Raw genomic sequence first — 16826 nt, 5'->3', positions numbered from 1 at the left:
GTGCCGTCATCAGCCGACCCCCTCGTGCTCCGCCCGTACGCATGAGTACGTACGGACCTTGACACTGTCGCCGGGCCGCCGGAGCCTTGGCAAGGTGCGGGGGAATCAGTGGGGGATCCAGGGGCCAAACCGTTCAACTCCTCAGCGCTGCACCCTGCTTGGACAGAGAGGAGTCACCGTGGCGAACACCACTCTCGTCATCCGACGGCTGGACAAGGAAGAGACCACCGGCGACAGCAACTCCAACGGCACGTGACGTCGGACGCCGACGCCTATCCCAGCGTCGCGGAGGTCGCAGCGGCGGCCTCCGCGTTCGCGTACTCGCGGCCCGTGCTGAGCACCCTGCGGGTGGTCGGCCGGTCCCGGCAGGGGCGTCCGCTGCATCTGCTGACCGTCGGGCGCGGCCGACGGCACATCCTGGTCGTCGCGGGCCCGCACTCCGACGAGCGCGTCGGGCCCGCGACCGCGCTGCGGCTGGCGCACCGGGTCGCCGCCGACAGCCGCCTGCACTCCGGGGCGGGCGCCTCCTGGCACTTCCTGCTCTGTCTCGACCCGGACGGGACCGTACGCAGCGAGGCCGGGCCGCCGGTGCGGCGCACGCCCGCCGAGCACTTCCGGCACGCGTACCGTCCGCCCGCCGACGAACAGCCGGAGTGGGCACCGTCGATCCGGCCGCCGGACGACCAACTCCCCGAATCCCAGGCGCTGGTGAGCCTCATCGACGAGCTGCGGCCGGAGTTGCAGTGCTCGCTGCACGGCAACGACCTCGGCGGCAGCTGGGTCCAACTCACGCGTGACATACCGGGGTTGGCCGAGCCTCTCGGCAAGCTCTCCGCCGAGCGGGACGTGCCCGTGCAGACCGGCACGTACGACGCCCTGTACTGGACGGTGTCGGGGCCCGGCGTCTATCTGATGCCCGCGCCGGGCCAGCGCGCCCAGTTCGAGAACCTGCCCGAGGACGTCAACCGCTCGACCTGGATCCGCCCGCACCGCTACGGCGGGATGACCGCGCTCTTCGAGGTCCCGATGTGGGCCAGCCGCGATGTCGCCGACACCACGGCGCACCCGGACCCGGCCCGCGCCCTCGCGGCTCTCGCCGCGCTTCTGCGCCGCCACGCCGACCGTACCCACGCCCTGCTCGACGCCGTACGGCCGCTGGTCCCCGACCCCGGCTCCCCGGCCACCCGCCCCCTCCTGCGCATCACGGGCGGCATGCCCGCCATCATGCGCAGCGTCGCCGACGACTGGGACGGGCTCCACCCCTCCCCCGTCCCCCTCACCCTCGCGCACCTCAACGCCCTCGACATCGCCGCCCGCCGCATCTCCCTGCGCGCCACCGGGATCATGCTCCGCCTCCTCGACGGCCGCGGCGGCTCCGCCGCGCGCACCCTCCACGGCGTCTGTTCCGCCCAGCACGCCCGCTGGGCGGCCGAGTTGGCCGCCGGTCATGAGTTGACGTGGGTGCCGGTCCCCGACCAAGTTGACCTTCAGTCGGAAACAGTTCTCGCCGCCTTCCGCCTCCTCAACGAGACCTGACCCCCCTCCGGGGCGCGCCCCCACCCCACCGCCCTCGCGCAGGGCGGTGCTTTCAGGGCGCTGGGGGCGTACGCCCGAGGGGGTCTAGAGCGCCGCGGTAGCGGCAAGCTCGGCGGCGACGAGCTCGGCCACCTGAACGGCGTTCAAAGCGGCCCCCTTGCGAAGGTTGTCGTTCGAGACGAAAAGCGCGAGCCCGTTCTCGACGGTCTCGTCGAGGCGGATGCGGCCGACGTACGACGGATCGCGCCCGGCGGCCTGAAGCGGCGTGGGAATGTCGGAGAGCTCGACGCCGGGTGCGGACCGCAGAAGGTCATAGGCACGGGCGACGCCGAGCGGCCGGGAGAAGCGGGCGTTGAGCTGGAGGGAGTGGCCGGAGAAGACGGGGACGCGTACGCAGGTGCCGGAGACCTTGAGCTCGGGGATCTCGAGGATCTTGCGCGACTCGTTGCGCAGCTTCTGCTCCTCGTCGGTCTCGAAGCTGCCGTCGTCGACGAGGTTGCCCGCGAGGGGGACGACGTTGAAGGCGATGGGCCGGGCGTAGACGGCGGGCTCGGGGAAGGCGACGGCGTCGCCGTCGAAGGTGAGCTGGTCGGCGGATTCGACGACCTTGGTCGCCTGGCCGTGCAGCTCGGCGACGCCGGACAGGCCGGAGCCGGAGACGGCCTGGTAGGTGGTGGCGACCAGGGCGGTCAGCCCCGCCTCGGCGTGCAGCGGGCGCAGCACCGGCATCGCGGCCATGGTGGTGCAGTTCGGGTTGGCGATGATGCCCTTGGGGCGGTGGGCGATGGCGTGCGGGTTGACCTCGGAGACGACCAGGGGAACGTCGGGGTCGCGCCGCCAGGCGGAGGAGTTGTCGATGACGACCGCGCCCTGGGCGGCGACCTTCTCGGCGAGGGCGCGGGAGGTGGCGCCGCCCGCGGAGAACAGCACGATGTCCAGGCCGCTGTAGTCGGCGGTGGACGCGTCCTCGACGGTGATCTCGCCGTCGGCCCACGGCAGGGTGCTCCCGGCGGACCGGGCGGAGGCGAACAGCCGCAGCTCCGTCACCGGGAACGCGCGCTCGGCCAGCACCTTGCGCATGACCGAGCCGACCTGTCCGGTCGCTCCGACGATTCCGATCCTCATCCGGCTCTCTCCGATCGATGTGTGCCGTTCCGTACGGCTGTGTGCCGTTCCGTACGGCTGCGTGCCCGCCCGGTCGAGTATCCCCCGAGGCGGGAGCGGGGCGGCGGGGCATTTCAGGGGACGAGACGCAGCCTGGTCAGGGCGTCGTCCACGACGGCGGGCGGCGGGGGCAGCAGCGGCAGCCGTACGTCGGGGGTCGGGATGCGGCCCTCCGCGTGCAGCACGGCCTTGATGACGGTCGGGTTCGGCGCGCGGAAGAGGGCGGCCGCCAGAGCGGCGAGGCGGTGGCCGAGGGCCGTGTCCCCCTTGGCGTCCCCCGTGGCCGCGGCCTCCGCCAGCCCGGCCCAGCGGGCGGTGGCCAGGTGCGCGGAGGCGAGGATGCCGCCGGGGGCGCCGAGGGCGAACAGGGCGGGCGCGAAGATGTCGTCGCCCGCGAGGATCTCGAAGCCGTCCGGGTGATCGCCGAGCAGGTCGACGGTCTCGGCGTCGATGCCGCCGGTGGCGTACTTCACACCGGCCACGCCCGGCAGCGCGGCCAGCTCGCGCAGCGTGCGGGCGGTCAGCGGCTGCCCGGTGCGGTACGGCACGTGGTAGACGATCAGCGGTACGGGACCGGCGGCGGCCAGCGCCGCGAAGTGGGCGAGGACCCCGGCCTCGCCCGGCCGGGAGAAGGACGGCACCGTGGCCAGGACGGCGTCAGGCACCACCGGCCCCCCGGCGAGCGCCCCCAGCTCCCGTACGGCCGCCGCCGTGGCGCCGCCGGCCGCGCCGAGCACGAAACGCGCGCCGTGCTCGCGGCAGACCCGGCCGACGACCGCCGTCACCTCGGCGCGTTCGCCGGGGTCGAGGGCGGCGGCCTCCGCGGTCGTGCCGAGCGCCACGAGCCCGGCCGCGCCGTCCCGCAGCACCTCGTGCGCGAGCCCTTCGAGGGCGCCCACGGCGACCCGGCCCTGTGTGTCGAACGGCGTGACCAGCGGTACGAGGATCATGTCCGCGAGTCTGACCCGAGCCCATGGCGAAGGTCCAGTTAATTGTCGTGCACGGAACCGTTAAGCAGCGCTACTCTCCCGCGCATGTACGAGATCTCCGCGGACCCGGCCCGCCTCGACGTCCCCCGTATCCACGACTGGCTCTCCACCGACGCCTACTGGGCCCTGGGCCGCACCCTCGCCACCCAGCAGGCCGCCATCGACGGCTCCCTCAACTTCGGCGCCTACCACCCCGCCACCGGCGCCCAGCACGCCTACGCCCGCGTCGTCACCGACCTCGCGACCTTCGCCTACCTCTGCGACGTCTACGTCGACCCCGCCACCCGCGGCCAGGGCCTCGGCACCACCCTCGTCACCGCCATCCGCGACCACCTCACCCCCTACGGCCTGCGCCGCGTCGTCCTCGCCACCGCCGACGCCCACGCCGTCTACGCCAAAGTCGGCTTCACCCCCCTCACCGACCCCGACAACTGGATGACCCTGGGCCTCCAGAACCCTTCGGCGCGGGAGCCGCGGAACCGCTGACGCGGCCTCAGCGACGCCAGCGGCCCGCACCGCCTACGGGGATACGCGGCTCACGGGGCCTGCGGGCATACGCGGCCTACGCGGCCTCGGCGATGTCAGCGCGCAGCGGCGGGACGCGGACGCCGTCGCGCTGCCGCTTGCGCACCCAGTCCACCAGCGCCCGCTCGACCTCCGTACGCGTGGCCACCCGGCGCAGCCGCAGCGGCACCGCGGCCAGGTGCAGCGCCGCCCGCACCCGGCTCACCCCGGCCCCGACCATGCCAGGACCCGGATGCGCGTCGAGCGCGAGCGCCACGCGCATGGTGTCGGCGAACAGCGACTGGGCCCGTTCGTAGGCGGTGTACACCGGCAGGTCCCGTTCGAGCCCGGCGGCGGCCTCCGGGTGTACGCGGAGCACCGCACGCCGCCAGCGCTCGATGACCTCGGGCCGCTGGTCGGCCGGGTACCGCATCCGCACCAGGTGGATGGCCAGGTCGTGCAACGGGTCGCCCCACATGGCGAGTTCCCAGTCCACGACGGTGAGGCCGCCGTCGGCGCGGACGATGAGATTGTGCCGGTGCAGATCGCCGTGGAGCAGCGCGAAGGGCCGCCGGCGCAGCGGCGGCATCCGGTCGCGGAACCAGCGCAACGCGTTCGCCGGGACTTCCAGCGCGGCGAAGAGCGGTGCGAAGTCGGCCCAGTTGGCGGCGCGCACATCGTGCTCGGCGAAGTCCGCGCGGGCTCTGAGGAAGGCGTTGGAGTCGCCGTCCGCGGCCCAACCGGCGGGCAGCGGGGGCAGATCGGCCGCCGACACCCGGGTGAACCCCGCCATCTGACCGACGATGGCGTCCACGACGAAGGGATCCACCGGCTTGCCCGGCGCGCAGACCTCCGCCAGCGCCTGCCCTGGCACGTACTCGTGGACGGAGAATCCGCCGAGTCCCACGTAGTGCCGGGGGGTGTTCTCCACAACCGCCGTGCGCTGCAAGGCGTTCAGGATCTCGCCCTCGTCGGGCCAGACCCGCTCCACGACCTTCAGCGAACCGTCCAGCGGCACCCGCACCTTGACCGGGGTGTGCGCCTCGAAGCGCAGACGCTCCGCCATGCCGGGCGCCAGATCGATGACGTAGTTGCTGTTGTGATGACCTGTCAGCCGCTCACCGAAGCGCGTGGCATCCTGTCGGACCGTGTCCCAAGCGGCAGCAAGGCTCTGCTCCCGGCCGGTCGTCAGGACGCCCAAAGCATCGCTCCCACGCGCTCGCGCACTCACGAGACCGCCGAAGGGCGGCCAGTGTTTGGCACGAACATTAGTGGGTAGCGGCAGCCCCCGCCATCGGAGAGCCGTTAAGACCCGGTTACGGACCGCGACGCCTCACCCGTTCGGGCGACGACTCAACGCGCTCGCGGCGACGACGAGGTCACGCATCCCGACGACCACCGGATGGGGCTCGATCTCCTGGAGCCGCGCCACCCGGCTCCTGGAGCGCGCGTAACCGAGGAAACGTACCCGCGCCGCCCGCGCCGCCTCCGCGTCCCGCGGCGAGTCACCGATCATCAGGCACTGCTCCGGCCGTACCTTCAGCGCCGTCATGGCCCGCAGCAGGCAGTCGGGGTCCGGCTTCATCCTGGCCGGGTCGTACTGGTCACGGCCGTAGATCCGCGACCCGAAGACGCTTTCCAGCGAATGGCTCTTCAGATACGTCTCGACGGCCTGGGGCGAGTTGTTGGTGGTGATGGCGAGCAGTCGGCCACTGAGCGCCACGGCCCGTACGAATTCGTCGGCGCCCTCTGTCTCGCGCGCGGACGGTACGGCCGACTCCTCGCCGTGCGCGAGTATCCGCTCGAGCTCGGCGGCCACTCCGGGCGGCCAGGGCTCGCCGAGCATGGCGTGCGGGTCCTTGCTGCGCGCCGTCGCCGGATTCGGGGGACGTATCCCGTGCCGGTCGAGGTACCGGCGCATCTCTTCCGCTATCAGGCTGGCCGGATGCCTCGCGAACAGTTCGCAGACCGGTCCGTCGAAGTCGAGCAACAGGCATTCCGCCGCGTCGAGCAGGGCGAACGGGCTGCTCTCAGGTGATTCGAAGTACGTAGGAGTCACTCAAGGAGTGTCAGCGGCTCGGCGATCGTTGACCAGAGTGAGTCAAACCACTCCTGGGACTCGGTGACGAACTGCGAGTCCCGCTCCTTGGGCTTGTCGGTGTTCAGGCCGAACGAGAAGAGCGTCGCGGTGATGCCGAGGACGTCGTAGATGTTGCCCTTGCCCCGCTGGCCGAACTCGACCTCGCGGTCGATCACTTGATAGTGGCCGAACAGCGCGGTCCGGCCGTTGATGAGGTAGAGCTTGTGCATCGGGGTGATCGGTACGGTCCGCACCTCGACCGACTGCTCGACGTCGGGCTGGAATTCGGCCAGGGCCGCGAAAGCGGCGCGCACGGTGAGGACATGGGCGCGGACGAGTTGGCGCAGCCGCCACAGCGGGCGCTCGTCGGAGGCGTCGGCGACCAGCCGGGGAATCGCCAACTGCGCGGACAGGCTGGGCATCATGAGGCGGAGGCGGATCGACTCGGGCTTGAGGTCGCCGTCCTGAACCCGCGTCAGAGGTACGACCAGCGCGCGGCTGAGGGTTTCCGTGGTCAGCGAGTAGGCGTCGATGGTGACGTGCTGGTGCGTGAACGCCTCGTCGATGTGCGGCCGGAGGGCCTTGGAAGCACGTCCCGGCTCCTGGAGCCGAGTCTGCGAATCCGGGCGGTCTTCCTCCCAGCGCAGCACCTCGGACGGGCGTCCGCGCTGATTGTCGATGTAGCCGTCGTCGCGGAGTACGCCCAGCGCACGCTGGATCGTGGGACGGGAGACGTTGAAGCGCTCTTCCAACTCCGCCTGAGAAGGTATGCGTCCGCCGACCGGGTAGCGACCGTCGACGATCTCACCGCGGAGTACGTCCGCGATGTAGCGGTATGGGGGTCGGGAACCGTTGGTTCCGGCGTCTTCCTCGTCCACAAGACGACGTTACAACTTCCGGCGGGACAACGGTGCTTACCTGACCCGAGTTTATCGATCTCGGCCAACTGGGCACACCCTTGATAGAGGCAGCCTCTCTCAACTTCTCATTCGGGTAGGGAAGTTGAATGATCCAGCCTCATCGGGGGTCGCCAACTTCCCGTCCGATGGCGTGCGGGACATCGCAGCCACCCGCCTTCTGCAAAAGCGCGGAGTCGCGAAGGAGGGATCGGTCATGCTCGCTCTCAGTTTGTGCGCATATGCCTTCGAAGAGATCATCCAGTGGCGGTACGGCGCGGCAGGGGCCATCGCCGTCGGGCTGGTGGGACTCGGTCACAAGATGCGGAACACCACGTTCACCTGCATAGGGATCACCGCGATAGCGCTGCTGCTGGCGCAGTGACGGGCCGCGGAAAAGCGGGCAACCGGGTAACCGGGTAACCGGGTAACCGAGTAACGGGTCAGCGCGGGGATCAGAAGACGTCGGGGCACCAGGGCCGGCGTGGGGTGCGGAACAGGGCGTCGGCTGTCCTGGCCGCACCCGTTCGGTGTTCGGAGACACGGCCGAGGGCGGCGAGGCGGACCGGGGACTCGTCGCCGAGGTAGAGGCAGCCGAGGTCGGCGACGGACAGGGAGAGGTCGGCGGAGGCCGAGGTGGGGGTGCAGGAGGCGGCACCCGAGGGCGAGGTCTCCAGGAGGAAACGGCCGCCGGCCAGGCCCGCGGGGTCGTGGACGTCGAGCACGAGGGCGGCGGGGCCGCCCGCGTAGGTGCGGGCGGACAGGGCGGCGGGCACGTCGAGCATCCGCAGCCACATGAAGTCGGCGTAGGTCTCGGTGCGGGCGGCGCGCGGGTCGCCGAGGAGCAGCGGCAGGAGGTCGTCGGGCGCGCGGTGGCCGGACTTCAGCAGCGTCACCCAGTCCAGCGCGAGCAGGAAGCGCCACAGCGCGGTCTCGGCGGCCGGGGAGGCGGCGATCAGCCCGTGCACGCTCAGCTCGACCTTGGGGAACTTGCCCGGCCAGTGCTCTTCCTTGGCGGCGTACGCGGCCAGGCCGTCGACCCGGCCGTCGGCGTCGCGGTAGACCACGAAGAAGGGCTCGGTCCACGGCTGGGAGTCCAACGGCCGCTGTCCGGTGTTGACTTCCCACCAGTAGGGGGTGCGGTTGATCGCGCCGGGCGTCACCGCGCGGACCCGCTCGTGCAGCGCGGGGCCGACCTTGCGTACGTCCTCGACGGTCACGAGGTCCACCCGGCCGCCGTCGGTCGGGCCCGCCCAGCGCCGGTCGAGGCCCGCGCGCGGCACGTCGATCTCCCAGTCCGTCACCCAGGTCGCCGCGCCGAAGCCGTACCGTCCGTAGATCGGATATTCGGCCGCGACCAGGATCGACACCGGCTCGCCGCGCTCCTTGGCGGCGGCCAGGTCGGCCGCCATCATCCGGCTGGCCAGGCCGCGGCGGCGGTGCGTGCCGGTCACGGACACGTTCGTGACGGCGGAGGCCGCGACGGCCGCGCCGCCGGGCACGGTGAGCTGGCGCGGCATGCTGCGGAAGGTCGCCACGCAGCGGCCCTGGTCGAAAGCGCCCTGCGTCCGGCTCAGGTCGAACGCGGCCCTGCGGGCCTCGACCTCCGCCGCGCTCACCGAGGGCGCGAGATGGAAGCCGGCGAGCTTGGCCCGCACCCAGTCGGCGACGTCGGATTCGGCCAGCGTGCGGATCTCAGGGCTCGAGGTCATACGCGCACGCTACGGACGCACCCGGCCGTCCGCACCCGAATTTCGGCCGGGGAGCCGCCGGGCGCGCCGACCCGCCGCCACCCCGGGCCGACCCACCCTCCCCGCGCCGACCCGCCGCCACCGCGCGCCGAAACGCCGCCGCCGCGCGCCGCCCCGCCCTCCCCCGTCCGACGGCACCGCCCTCACCCGTCCGACAGCAGGTCGTCCACCTTCGCCTCGCCCTCCCGGTACCGCCGGGTGATCTCCGCGCTGCACCCGTCCACCGTCTGCTGGAGGGCCTGGCGGCGGCGTGAGACCTGCTGCTCGTTGCGGACCAGGCGGCCCATCGCCGCGTCCAGCTCCGGGTCGGTGCGGGCGTCGAGGTCGGACAGCTCCACCTCGGCGAGCATGTCCTCGGCGAGCTGCCGCACCCGCTCGGTCAGCGGGGTGCCGAGCGTGACGTGGCGGGCGGAGGAACGGACCCGCGAAGGCCCGTCGGTCAGGATCTCCGAGAGCCGGTCGAGCACGGGCGACGTACTCGGCGCGTCGGGGCCCTGCCCCGCGGCCGTACCGCGCGCGTCCCGCCCGCTGCGCCTGGCCTGCTCGGCCTGGAGGATGTCGATCCTGCCGTGCAGCATCCGCCGCAGATACGACAGGTCGGCCTCCTCCTGCTGCGCGTCCCTGCGCAGGGCGCGCAGCGCGCCCAGGTCGAGCGCGCCGAGGTCGGGCGCGGGCAGGTCGGCGAGCGGGTTGCGCGGCGCGGGCGTGCGCAGCGGACCCCGTGAACCCAGCGGACCAGATCCGTCGGCCTTCAGCATGCGGTGGCCCTTCGTGGTGGGCGCCGTCGGTACGGCAGTGCCGGAAGTCTCTCCAGCGCCGGAAGTGGTCATGCCTGTTGTCCCCTCCGTGGCGGCGCCTGCGCCGCCACCCTTCCGATGCTGCCACCTGCCCCTGTCACCCCGCAGCGACTCTGCACCCGAACGGCCGTCGCAACTGTTGTGCGAAGCCGCCGACCGGGCGTACGTTCCCCTCCCCGCGCTCCCCCTCACCCGTGTGGGTGGCGTGCGGGCGCGGCAGGCCACAATGGGCGCATGCGAGCGGTGGCCCAGCGGGTGAGCGAAGCGGAAGTCGTGGTCGACGGGGAGAGCGTCGGTGCCATTACGGGGCCCGGCCTGTGCGTCCTGGTCGGCGTGACGCACGACGACACGAAGGAGAAGGCCGCGGCGCTGGCCCGCAAGTTGTGGACGCTGCGGATCCTGCCCGACGAGCGGTCCTGTTCCGACATCGGCGGCCCGCTGCTCGTCATCAGCCAGTTCACGCTTTACGGTGACGCCCGGAAGGGTCGCCGCCCCACCTGGAACGCCGCGGCGCCCGGCGACCTCGCCGAGCCTCTGGTCGACGAGGTCGTCGCCCAGCTCAGGGCGCTCGGCGCGACCGTCGAGACGGGCCGGTTCGGCGCGGACATGAAGATCTCGCTGACGAACGACGGCCCGTTCACGGTGGTCATCGACATGTGAGGCGGCACCCGCGCCCCGAAATGCCACGCGCGCCAACGGACCTACGGCGCCACGACCGTCTCCTGCGACGCCGCCGTCTGCTCCGCCATCAGCACCGCGTCCTCCGGCGTGTTCCGCTTCACCAGGGCCAGTGCGATCGGCCCCAGCTCCCAGTGCCGGGCCGAGGACGTGACGAAGCCGATCGCGCGGCCGTCCTCGCCGTCCGAGGCGAGCCGGACCGGGGCGCCGTGGCCCGGCAGCCGCACCTCGCTGCCGTCCAGGTGCAGAAAGACCAGACGGCGCGGCGGGCGGCCGAGGTTCTGGACGCGGGCGACCGTCTCCTGTCCGCGGTAGCAGCCCTTCTGGAGGTGCACCGCGGTCTCCAGCCAGCCCAGCTCGTGCGGGATCGTACGATGATCGGTCTCCAGGCCCAGCCGCGGCCGGTGCGCCTCGATGCGCAGCGCCTCCAGGGCCAGCGCGCCGATCGGCGGCGCGGCCTTCGCGGCGAAGGACTCCAGCTCGGCGCGCGGCACGAAGACGTCCCGGCCGTACGCGGTCTCCCGTACGGCCCACTCCGACGGCACCGCCGTGATCGAACCGGCGGGCAGGTACACCACCGCGTAAGCGTCCGTGGCGTCCGCGGTCTCGACGCGGTAGAAGAACTTCATGCTCTCCAGGTAGGCGAGCAGCGCGCCCTGCGTGCCGGGCTCGACGTGCATCCAGGTCGTGGTGCCGTCGTCCACCAGGTAGAGGGCGTGCTCGATGTGGCCGTTCGCCGACAGGACCAGCGCCTCGGTCGCCTGCCGGGGGGGAAGTTTCTCGACGTGCTGGGTGAGCAGCAGGTGCAGCCAGGACAGCCGGTCGTCGCCGGACACCGTCACCACACCGCGGTGCGACTGGTCCACGAAGCCGGTGCCGTCCGCGAGGGCGCGCTGCTCGCGGAAGAGGTCGCCGTAGTGCGCGGCCACTCCCTCGTCGGGGCCCTCGGCGAGGACAGCGCCGGGCAGCGACAGCAAAGGACTCTTCTTCACGCCGGTGGTCGCGCCGTCCGTCATGTTCACGCCGTCAGTCATGCCGTCAAGACTACGACTCCGCGCCGGTGCTACGACTCCGCGTCCGAACGCCTGTCCGCGCAGTCCCGGCAGCGGCCGAATATGGCGAAGTGCTTCATGTCCGTCTCGAAGCCCAGCTCCGCGCGCAGCCCGTCCTTCAGCGGCTCGGCCAGCGCGACCGGCACCTCCGTGACGGAGTCGCAGTCGCGGCAGACCAGGTGCATGTGGTCGTGCCGGTCGGCGAGGTGGTAAGTGGGGGCGCCGTGGCCGAGGTGGGCGTGGCTGACCAGGTCCAGCTCTTCCAGCAGCTCAAGGGTCCGGTAGACGGTGGAGATGTTGATCCCCGAGGCGGTCTTGCGGACCTCGCACAGGATGTCGTCGGGCGTCGCGTGCTCCAGTACGTCCACGGCCTCCAGCACGAGCTGGCGCTGGGGCGTGAGCCGGTAGCCCCGCTGCCGCAGATCGGTCTTCCAGTCGATGGTCACCACACGGCCAGTGTAGGACCGTCCCGGAAAGCCGACCGTCCCGGAAAGGCGACGCTGGCTTCCCCGGCGTACGCGGGGCGCGGACCCGGGCGTACGCGCGATGCCGGGGCGTACGGCCGGCTCCGCCTCCGTGAAGCCCGGCCTACTTGAAGAAGGCGATGCCGTCGTCCGGCAGGTCCTTCAGGTCGGCGGCCCACTCCCGCGGGTCCACGACCTTCTTCAGGTGCGCCGACATGTACGCGCGCAGCGGCACCGCGGGGGTGGCCTTCTCGCCGACCCACATCAGGTCGCTGTTCACGTACCCGTACAGCCGCTTGCCGCCGCTGTAGTCGGGCGCGCCCGCGAGCCGTGCCACGGCGTCCGTGACCAGGTCGATCTGCGGCTTGCCGTCGGCCAGCTCGCCGGTCCAGATCTCCACGACGCCCTCGTCACGCGTGGTGGTGACGTCGACCTTGCGGTCCTTGTCGATCCGCCAGAAGCCGCTCTCGCTCTCCAGCGGCCTGACCTTCTTGCCCGCCTCGTCCAGCACCCACGAGTGCGAGGTGTACTCCAGGAACGGGCGGCCGTCGTGCGTGAAGACGACCTCCTGCCCGAAGTTGCACTTCTCGGAGCCCGGGAAGTCGTGGACGCCCGCGCCCTCCCACCGGCCGAGCAGGAACACCAGCGGTACGAGGTCGGGGTGCAGGTCGGACGGGATCTCGATCATGTCAGCGCTGGCCCTGGTAGAGCTTCTTCACCGCGTAGAACGCGAAGAGCGCGACGCCCAGGCAGACGAGCACGAGCAGGGCGTCGTAGACATACTCAATTTGCACGGGACGTGCTCCTCGGACGGATCATGCGGACGGGCCGCGCACGAGTCTAGTGCGCCGCCCGTCCGAAGGCGCGGCCAGGCCGCGTGACGTGCGCCCCAGCGCCCCGCCCCGCCGCCCCGCCGCCCGCGGCTCAAGCGCTCAGCCGAGCAGCTGCGCCTGGAGCCGTACGGTCTGGCGGAACGGCACCGCGGGTGTGCCCCGCTTGACGCCCGCCTGCCGGCCGGTCGACTGCACGACCAGCGCCAGCGTGTCCCCGGCGTGGACGAAGGCGTACCGCGTCGCCGTGTCGTCGTACGGCGGGGTCTGGGCGTACGCGGAGACGGTGACGGGGACGGGCAGGGAGTCCGACTCCACGGAGTTGTCGCCCTCCTTGCTGTCGACGCCGGTCAGCGTCGTGTACTCGGCGCTGGTGGCGTAGTCACCGGCGTAGGCGGTGCTGACGAACTGCACGAGGTAGATCTGCGTACGGGTACCGTCCGGCATGGACCAGGCGCGGCCCGCGATGTGCCGCAGGCCCTGTGCCGTGAGCGTGGTCCCGGCGGCGGCGCGGTCGCCGACGTCGAACCGCCCGACGTAGTCCTCGGCGGGCACCCAGCCCTTGACGCCGGGCAGCATGGTGTCCTCGACGGCGCCTTCGGGCAGCGGCAGCAGCAGTGACCTGAGGTCGGCGTAGTGGCGGCCCGAGGGGTTGACGCCCGTGTCCAGCGCGCCCGGCTTGCCCGCGGGCAGCTTCGGCAGCGCCAGCGGCGGAAACGTCCACCGGCCGTCGTCCGGCGTCTTGAGCCCCGGCACCTTCGTCCGCTCCGGCTGCGTCACCGCGTACGCCGTCGCCCCGCCGAACGCCGCGAAGACCAGAACGGCGGCCGTCCACCGCGCCAGCGCCCGCAGCCGCCGCCTCGGGCGGCGGGCCACGGGAAGGAGGTGCGGCTCGACGGCCGGCGCGTCGCCGGGCCCCTGGGACTCCGGCCGGGACTCGGAAAGCCGCTCAGGCTGAGACGGCGGCTGCGGCGCGAGGGGGGTGGCGGGCTGAGCCGCAGGCGAATTGTCGGGCATCAGACGGCCTCTCCCGGGTCCTTGATGCGGTCGAGTTGCTGGGCGAGGAGTTTGGCGGCCTCGTTCTTCTGGAGCGGGACGACACCGGAGGCGGTGACCGTGACCATGAGGTCGCCCTCGGTGGCCTGGCAGAGCATCTCGTCGAGCTTTTCGCCGGGCTCGGTCGGCGGCAGCACGCACGTCGCGCCGGGGTGGCCGTCGATCGTGGGCCCGTTGCGGAAGACGCCCAGCGCCTTGGTGAACTCGGTGAAGTAGTCGGTCTGGGCGTGCGCCGCCGTTTTGTTCTTCATCTGGACGATCTCGATCTCGACGATCAGATTCTCGATCGACCGGTACGTCCGCATGCCCGCGCCCTCGATGTGCAGCTGCGCGAGAGCCTTCTCCGTCTTCGCGCGCTGCTTCTTCGTCAGCCCGCCGAGGTCGCCCTTGACCAGGTCGGCGGCCTTCGTCGCGTTCAGTTCCACGTCGTTGCCGAAGCCCTCGACGTCCGGCCCCGGCCCGTAACCGGCGGGCATCGGCAGCAGCAGCTCGCTCAGGCTGCCGTAGTGGCTGCCGCCGGACTTCGCGCCGAAGTCCTCGGTGGCGGTCGGCGCGGGCGGCGTCCAGGGCGTGGCCACGGCGGGCTTGGCCGACGTGCCGTCGTCGCGCTGCTTCAGCACCGCGTAGCCGATCCCCCCGCCCGCCGCGACGGCCACCAGCGCGCCGACGGCGATCAGCGCGGGCCCGCGCCGCGACCGTACGGGAGCGGGCACGGGTGCCGGAGCGGGAGCGGGCGGGGGTACCGCCGGGGGCCCGAAGGGGGCGGCGGGGACGGACGGCGGTACGTTCTCGGGCTCATCGGTCACAGCCGCTCCAGTTGCCGCTTGATGAGGGACAGGACGGCCTTGACCTTGACCGGGTGCTCCGAGTCCAGGACGACCTCGACGAAGAGGTTGCCGACGCGGGCGAATCCGATGCCCCGGTACTGGGGCAGATAGCCGTCGCTCTCGTACGGCTTGCCCGAGCCCCACGCCTGGCCGTCGGCAGTGCCGGGCACGGGCGTGTTGTGGGCGAAGTGCGGGTTGGTGCCCGCGGCTCCCACTTGCTCGGTGAGGTGCCTGCCGGTGTACAGGGTCGCCTCGTCACGGAACTGCACGACTTCCACATGGGAGAAGTCGTGGCGGGCGTCCGTCCAGCCGGCGCCCGCCATCCGGCGGAAGTCGTTCTGGGCCAGCCGGGTGAAGGCGATGTCGGGGCGGCCGTAGCCGTCGGCGTATTCGACCAGCGACTGCCAGCCGCGTTCCAGCTCCTTCGTGCCCTTCGTCTTCGGTGTCGGCACGAGCAGTTTCAGCAGGTCGCCGTCGTAGACCGCGTTCCGGTCCTGGGCGACGGGGAGGGCCGGGACGTCCGGGCCCGTCCCCTTCGGCTGGGCCAGCGCGGGGCCGGTCAGCGGGGGCAGCGGCGTCGGCTCACGGTCGTGCTGGATCTTGTAGCCCACGCCTCCCCCGGCCAGCACGCCGAGCACCAGCGTGGCGGCGATCAGCAGCGTCGTGCGCCCGCGCGGGCGGGGCGGGTGCGGCGGCGTGGGCGGGAGGTCCTGCGTGGGCGGCGTGGCCGGGAGGCCCGGCGCGGGCGGCGTGGGCGGGAAGTCCGGCGCGGGCGGCGCCTCGGGCTCCGGCTCGGGGCCCCGCTCCTGGGCAGGGGTGTCTTCGGACAGGGACAAGGGGATCTCCACGAGATGGTTCGGAAGGAGAAGGTCGCGCGGCGGGACCCGAGGTCAGTGACCGGTCTTCAGCCGCTGGAACTGGGCGTCGAGCAGGCGCTGGACCAGCGCGGCGGACGGTGCCTTGCCGCCGGTCAGGGTGATCGTGATGTGGACGTCGCCCTGGTGGGCGACGGCGACCACGGCGCTGGTGCTCTCGGCCGAGGAGGACTGGAGGTTGTAGGCGCGGGCCGGATAGGCGGTGGTCAGCGGAATCCGGGCACCCTGGTACGAGTGCTGCGCGTCGTACGCGGCGGTCTGTTCCGCGCTGCCGAAGCGGATCAGCCGGGCGCTGACCTCGAAGGCCCCGTCCCCGGTGAGGTACGTGCGGTAGGCGCCGGTCCGGAAGCCGTACGTCTTCAGGGCCGCTCGGGCGTCGGACGGGTCGGAGGCGCTGCCCGCGATGTCGTCGGCGGTGTACGGCGAACCGTCCGGGTCGCCGTAGACGTCGGCGTCCGAGGGTGCGGGGAGCAGGAAGAAGCGCAGGTCACCGGTGTGGACGCCGTGCGAGACCCGGCCCGGGACGCGCGCGGCGGCCGTGGGGGGTGCCGAGGAGGGCGTGGCCGCGCCGGTCGTCGGGGCCGCTGTCGCGGCGGAGGGCCTGGCGGGCGGGGCTACGGACGCGTCGGCGTGGCCGGAGGAGGAGCCGAGGGCGACGACCGCCCCCGCTGTCACGGCCGCCACGGCGACCAGTCCGGCCACGGCGCCGAACAGCGCGCCACGGCCGCGGCGGCGTACGCCACCGTCGTTCAGTTCCACAGAAGCCCCCCCGGGCGTACACGCGTGCGATGCACGCGGACTCGCATTATGTCGAGACGACACAGCGGCTTCACAACGAAATTTGCCGACGCCTGCGTGACGTACGACACAGCCGGAGGGCAGAGGTGCCACCGGTACGGGTGCGGTGCGGCTCCGGGACGGCTGTGCGGCTCCGGGACGGCTGCGCCTACGCTGGCCGGATGGCGAAGAAGCTCGTGATCAAGGTGACGGCGGGCGCCGACGCGCCCGAGCGGTGCTCGCAGGCGTTCACGGTGGCGGCGGTCGCGGTGGCCAGCGGCGTGGAGGTCTCGCTCTGGCTGACCGGTGAGTCCGCGTGGTTCGCGCTGCCCGGCCGCGCGGCGGAGTTCGAGCTGCCGCACGCGGCGCCGCTGCCGGATCTGATCGACGCGGTGCTCGCCGCCGGGCAGGTCACCTTGTGCTCGCAGTGCGCGGCCCGCCGTGACATCAGGGAACAGGACGTCATCGCGGGCGTACGGATCGCGGGCGCGCAGCTCTTCGTCAGCGAGATCATGCCGGACGGCGTGCAGGCGCTGGTCTACTGAAGGCG

The 16826-nt window shown here is 72.3% G+C and carries 19 protein-coding genes; 5 read left to right on the top strand and 14 right to left on the bottom strand.

Annotated features, from left to right (window positions below):
• Nucleotides 1–252 precede the first annotated feature (252 nt).
• Entirely contained in the window at nt 253–1536 is a 1284-nt protein-coding gene (locus ACFY9V_RS32630; RefSeq protein WP_355341969.1) for a M14 family zinc carboxypeptidase, read from the top strand.
• An 84-nt stretch (nt 1537–1620) separates the two neighbouring features.
• Here ACFY9V_RS32630 and ACFY9V_RS32625 read toward each other — a convergent pair whose 3' ends face one another.
• Nucleotides 1621–2661, bottom strand: coding sequence for an aspartate-semialdehyde dehydrogenase (locus ACFY9V_RS32625; protein WP_391049713.1), 1041 nt, complete (start codon nt 2659–2661; stop codon nt 1621–1623).
• Between the two features lie 113 nt (nt 2662–2774).
• A complete protein-coding gene (locus tag ACFY9V_RS32620) occupies nt 2775–3650 on the bottom strand; it encodes a dihydrodipicolinate synthase family protein (protein WP_391164039.1) in 876 nt (291 codons plus the stop codon).
• Nucleotides 3651–3734: 84 nt separating this feature from the next.
• Here ACFY9V_RS32620 and ACFY9V_RS32615 point away from each other — a divergent pair, with 84 nt between their 5' ends.
• A complete protein-coding gene (locus ACFY9V_RS32615; protein ID WP_355341960.1) occupies nt 3735–4175 on the top strand; it encodes a GNAT family N-acetyltransferase in 441 nt (146 codons plus the stop codon).
• 76 nt (nt 4176–4251) lie between these two features.
• Here ACFY9V_RS32615 and ACFY9V_RS32610 read toward each other — a convergent pair whose 3' ends face one another.
• The 3 genes from ACFY9V_RS32610 to ACFY9V_RS32600 form a co-directional block, all read right to left on the bottom strand.
• A complete protein-coding gene (locus ACFY9V_RS32610) occupies nt 4252–5394 on the bottom strand; it encodes a phosphotransferase (protein ID WP_391164038.1) in 1143 nt (380 codons plus the stop codon).
• 132 nt (nt 5395–5526) lie between these two features.
• Complete coding sequence (locus tag ACFY9V_RS32605; RefSeq protein WP_391049721.1) at nt 5527–6252, bottom strand: HAD-IA family hydrolase; 726 nt, start codon at nt 6250–6252, stop codon at nt 5527–5529.
• The gene (locus tag ACFY9V_RS32600) at nt 6249–7151 is read right to left on the bottom strand and encodes a GntR family transcriptional regulator (protein WP_355341952.1); all 903 of its coding nucleotides are present in this window, start codon (nt 7149–7151) and stop codon (nt 6249–6251) included. Before ACFY9V_RS32600 ends, ACFY9V_RS32605 begins: the two co-directional genes overlap by 4 nt.
• A gap of 235 nt (nt 7152–7386) precedes the next feature.
• On the opposite strand from ACFY9V_RS32600, the gene ACFY9V_RS32595 reads away from it, so the two are divergent.
• Nucleotides 7387–7554: a hypothetical protein gene (locus ACFY9V_RS32595; protein WP_355341949.1), complete on the top strand. Its 168-nt coding sequence runs from the start codon at nt 7387–7389 to the stop codon at nt 7552–7554.
• Nucleotides 7555–7624: 70 nt separating this feature from the next.
• On the opposite strand, the gene ACFY9V_RS32590 is transcribed toward ACFY9V_RS32595, so the two are convergent.
• Both ACFY9V_RS32590 and ACFY9V_RS32585 read right to left on the bottom strand, forming a co-directional pair.
• Nucleotides 7625–8881 (bottom strand): GNAT family N-acetyltransferase, encoded by a 1257-nt coding sequence (locus ACFY9V_RS32590; protein ID WP_355341946.1) that lies wholly within the window; start codon nt 8879–8881, stop codon nt 7625–7627.
• Between the two features lie 182 nt (nt 8882–9063).
• Entirely contained in the window at nt 9064–9750 is a 687-nt protein-coding gene (locus tag ACFY9V_RS32585) for an ABC transporter substrate-binding protein (RefSeq protein ID WP_391049725.1), read from the bottom strand.
• Nucleotides 9751–9951: 201 nt separating this feature from the next.
• Between ACFY9V_RS32585 and dtd the strand changes: the two genes are divergently transcribed.
• Nucleotides 9952–10377, top strand: a complete 426-nt coding sequence (dtd, locus tag ACFY9V_RS32580; protein WP_391164037.1) for a D-aminoacyl-tRNA deacylase — start codon at nt 9952–9954, stop codon at nt 10375–10377.
• 41 nt (nt 10378–10418) lie between these two features.
• Here the strand turns inward: dtd and ACFY9V_RS32575 are convergent, their stop codons facing one another.
• From ACFY9V_RS32575 to ACFY9V_RS32545, 7 genes are all read right to left on the bottom strand, one after another.
• Nucleotides 10419–11429: a folate-binding protein gene (locus tag ACFY9V_RS32575; protein ID WP_355341940.1), complete on the bottom strand. Its 1011-nt coding sequence runs from the start codon at nt 11427–11429 to the stop codon at nt 10419–10421.
• A 29-nt stretch (nt 11430–11458) separates the two neighbouring features.
• Nucleotides 11459–11896, bottom strand: coding sequence for a Fur family transcriptional regulator (locus tag ACFY9V_RS32570; protein ID WP_355341937.1), 438 nt, complete (start codon nt 11894–11896; stop codon nt 11459–11461).
• Nucleotides 11897–12035: 139 nt separating this feature from the next.
• On the bottom strand, nt 12036–12599 hold the full coding sequence (locus tag ACFY9V_RS32565) for an FABP family protein (protein WP_355341934.1): 564 nt from the start codon (nt 12597–12599) through the stop codon (nt 12036–12038).
• 244 nt (nt 12600–12843) lie between these two features.
• A complete protein-coding gene (locus tag ACFY9V_RS32560) occupies nt 12844–13617 on the bottom strand; it encodes a hypothetical protein (protein ID WP_391164036.1) in 774 nt (257 codons plus the stop codon).
• A 140-nt stretch (nt 13618–13757) separates the two neighbouring features.
• Nucleotides 13758–14603, bottom strand: a complete 846-nt coding sequence (locus tag ACFY9V_RS32555) for a hypothetical protein (protein ID WP_391164035.1) — start codon at nt 14601–14603, stop codon at nt 13758–13760.
• Nucleotides 14600–15460, bottom strand: coding sequence for a hypothetical protein (locus ACFY9V_RS32550; protein WP_391164034.1), 861 nt, complete (start codon nt 15458–15460; stop codon nt 14600–14602). The genes ACFY9V_RS32555 and ACFY9V_RS32550 overlap by 4 nt, the downstream gene beginning before the upstream one ends.
• Before the next feature lie 54 nt (nt 15461–15514).
• Nucleotides 15515–16258 (bottom strand): hypothetical protein, encoded by a 744-nt coding sequence (locus ACFY9V_RS32545; protein WP_391164033.1) that lies wholly within the window; start codon nt 16256–16258, stop codon nt 15515–15517.
• Between the two features lie 200 nt (nt 16259–16458).
• On the opposite strand from ACFY9V_RS32545, the gene ACFY9V_RS32540 reads away from it, so the two are divergent.
• A complete protein-coding gene (locus ACFY9V_RS32540; RefSeq protein ID WP_391164032.1) occupies nt 16459–16821 on the top strand; it encodes a DsrE family protein in 363 nt (120 codons plus the stop codon).
• The last annotated feature ends 5 nt before the right edge of the window (nt 16822–16826 follow it).

The organism is Streptomyces sp. NPDC008317, from assembly GCF_042955955.1.
Classification (GTDB): domain Bacteria; phylum Actinomycetota; class Actinomycetes; order Streptomycetales; family Streptomycetaceae; genus Actinacidiphila.
Note: the sequence above shows the minus strand (reverse complement) of the source record. Positions and strands in the feature narration are given on the sequence as shown.

What these genes read in the sequence shown, in the direction of transcription:
- ACFY9V_RS32625 (WP_391049713.1), bottom strand. Translation starts at nt 2,661, where the DNA reads ATGAGGATCGGAATCGTCGGAGCGACCGGACAGGTCGGCTCGGTCATG.
- ACFY9V_RS32620 (WP_391164039.1), bottom strand. Translation starts at nt 3,650, where the DNA reads ATGATCCTCGTACCGCTGGTCACGCCGTTCGACACACAGGGCCGGGTC.
- ACFY9V_RS32615 (WP_355341960.1), top strand. Translation starts at nt 3,735, where the DNA reads ATGTACGAGATCTCCGCGGACCCGGCCCGCCTCGACGTCCCCCGTATC.
- ACFY9V_RS32595 (WP_355341949.1), top strand. Translation starts at nt 7,387, where the DNA reads ATGCTCGCTCTCAGTTTGTGCGCATATGCCTTCGAAGAGATCATCCAG.
- ACFY9V_RS32590 (WP_355341946.1), bottom strand. Translation starts at nt 8,881, where the DNA reads ATGACCTCGAGCCCTGAGATCCGCACGCTGGCCGAATCCGACGTCGCC.
- ACFY9V_RS32585 (WP_391049725.1), bottom strand. Translation starts at nt 9,750, where the DNA reads ATGACCACTTCCGGCGCTGGAGAGACTTCCGGCACTGCCGTACCGACG.
- dtd (WP_391164037.1), top strand. Translation starts at nt 9,952, where the DNA reads ATGCGAGCGGTGGCCCAGCGGGTGAGCGAAGCGGAAGTCGTGGTCGAC.
- ACFY9V_RS32575 (WP_355341940.1), bottom strand. Translation starts at nt 11,429, where the DNA reads ATGACTGACGGCGTGAACATGACGGACGGCGCGACCACCGGCGTGAAG.
- ACFY9V_RS32565 (WP_355341934.1), bottom strand. Translation starts at nt 12,599, where the DNA reads ATGATCGAGATCCCGTCCGACCTGCACCCCGACCTCGTACCGCTGGTG.
- ACFY9V_RS32540 (WP_391164032.1), top strand. Translation starts at nt 16,459, where the DNA reads ATGGCGAAGAAGCTCGTGATCAAGGTGACGGCGGGCGCCGACGCGCCC.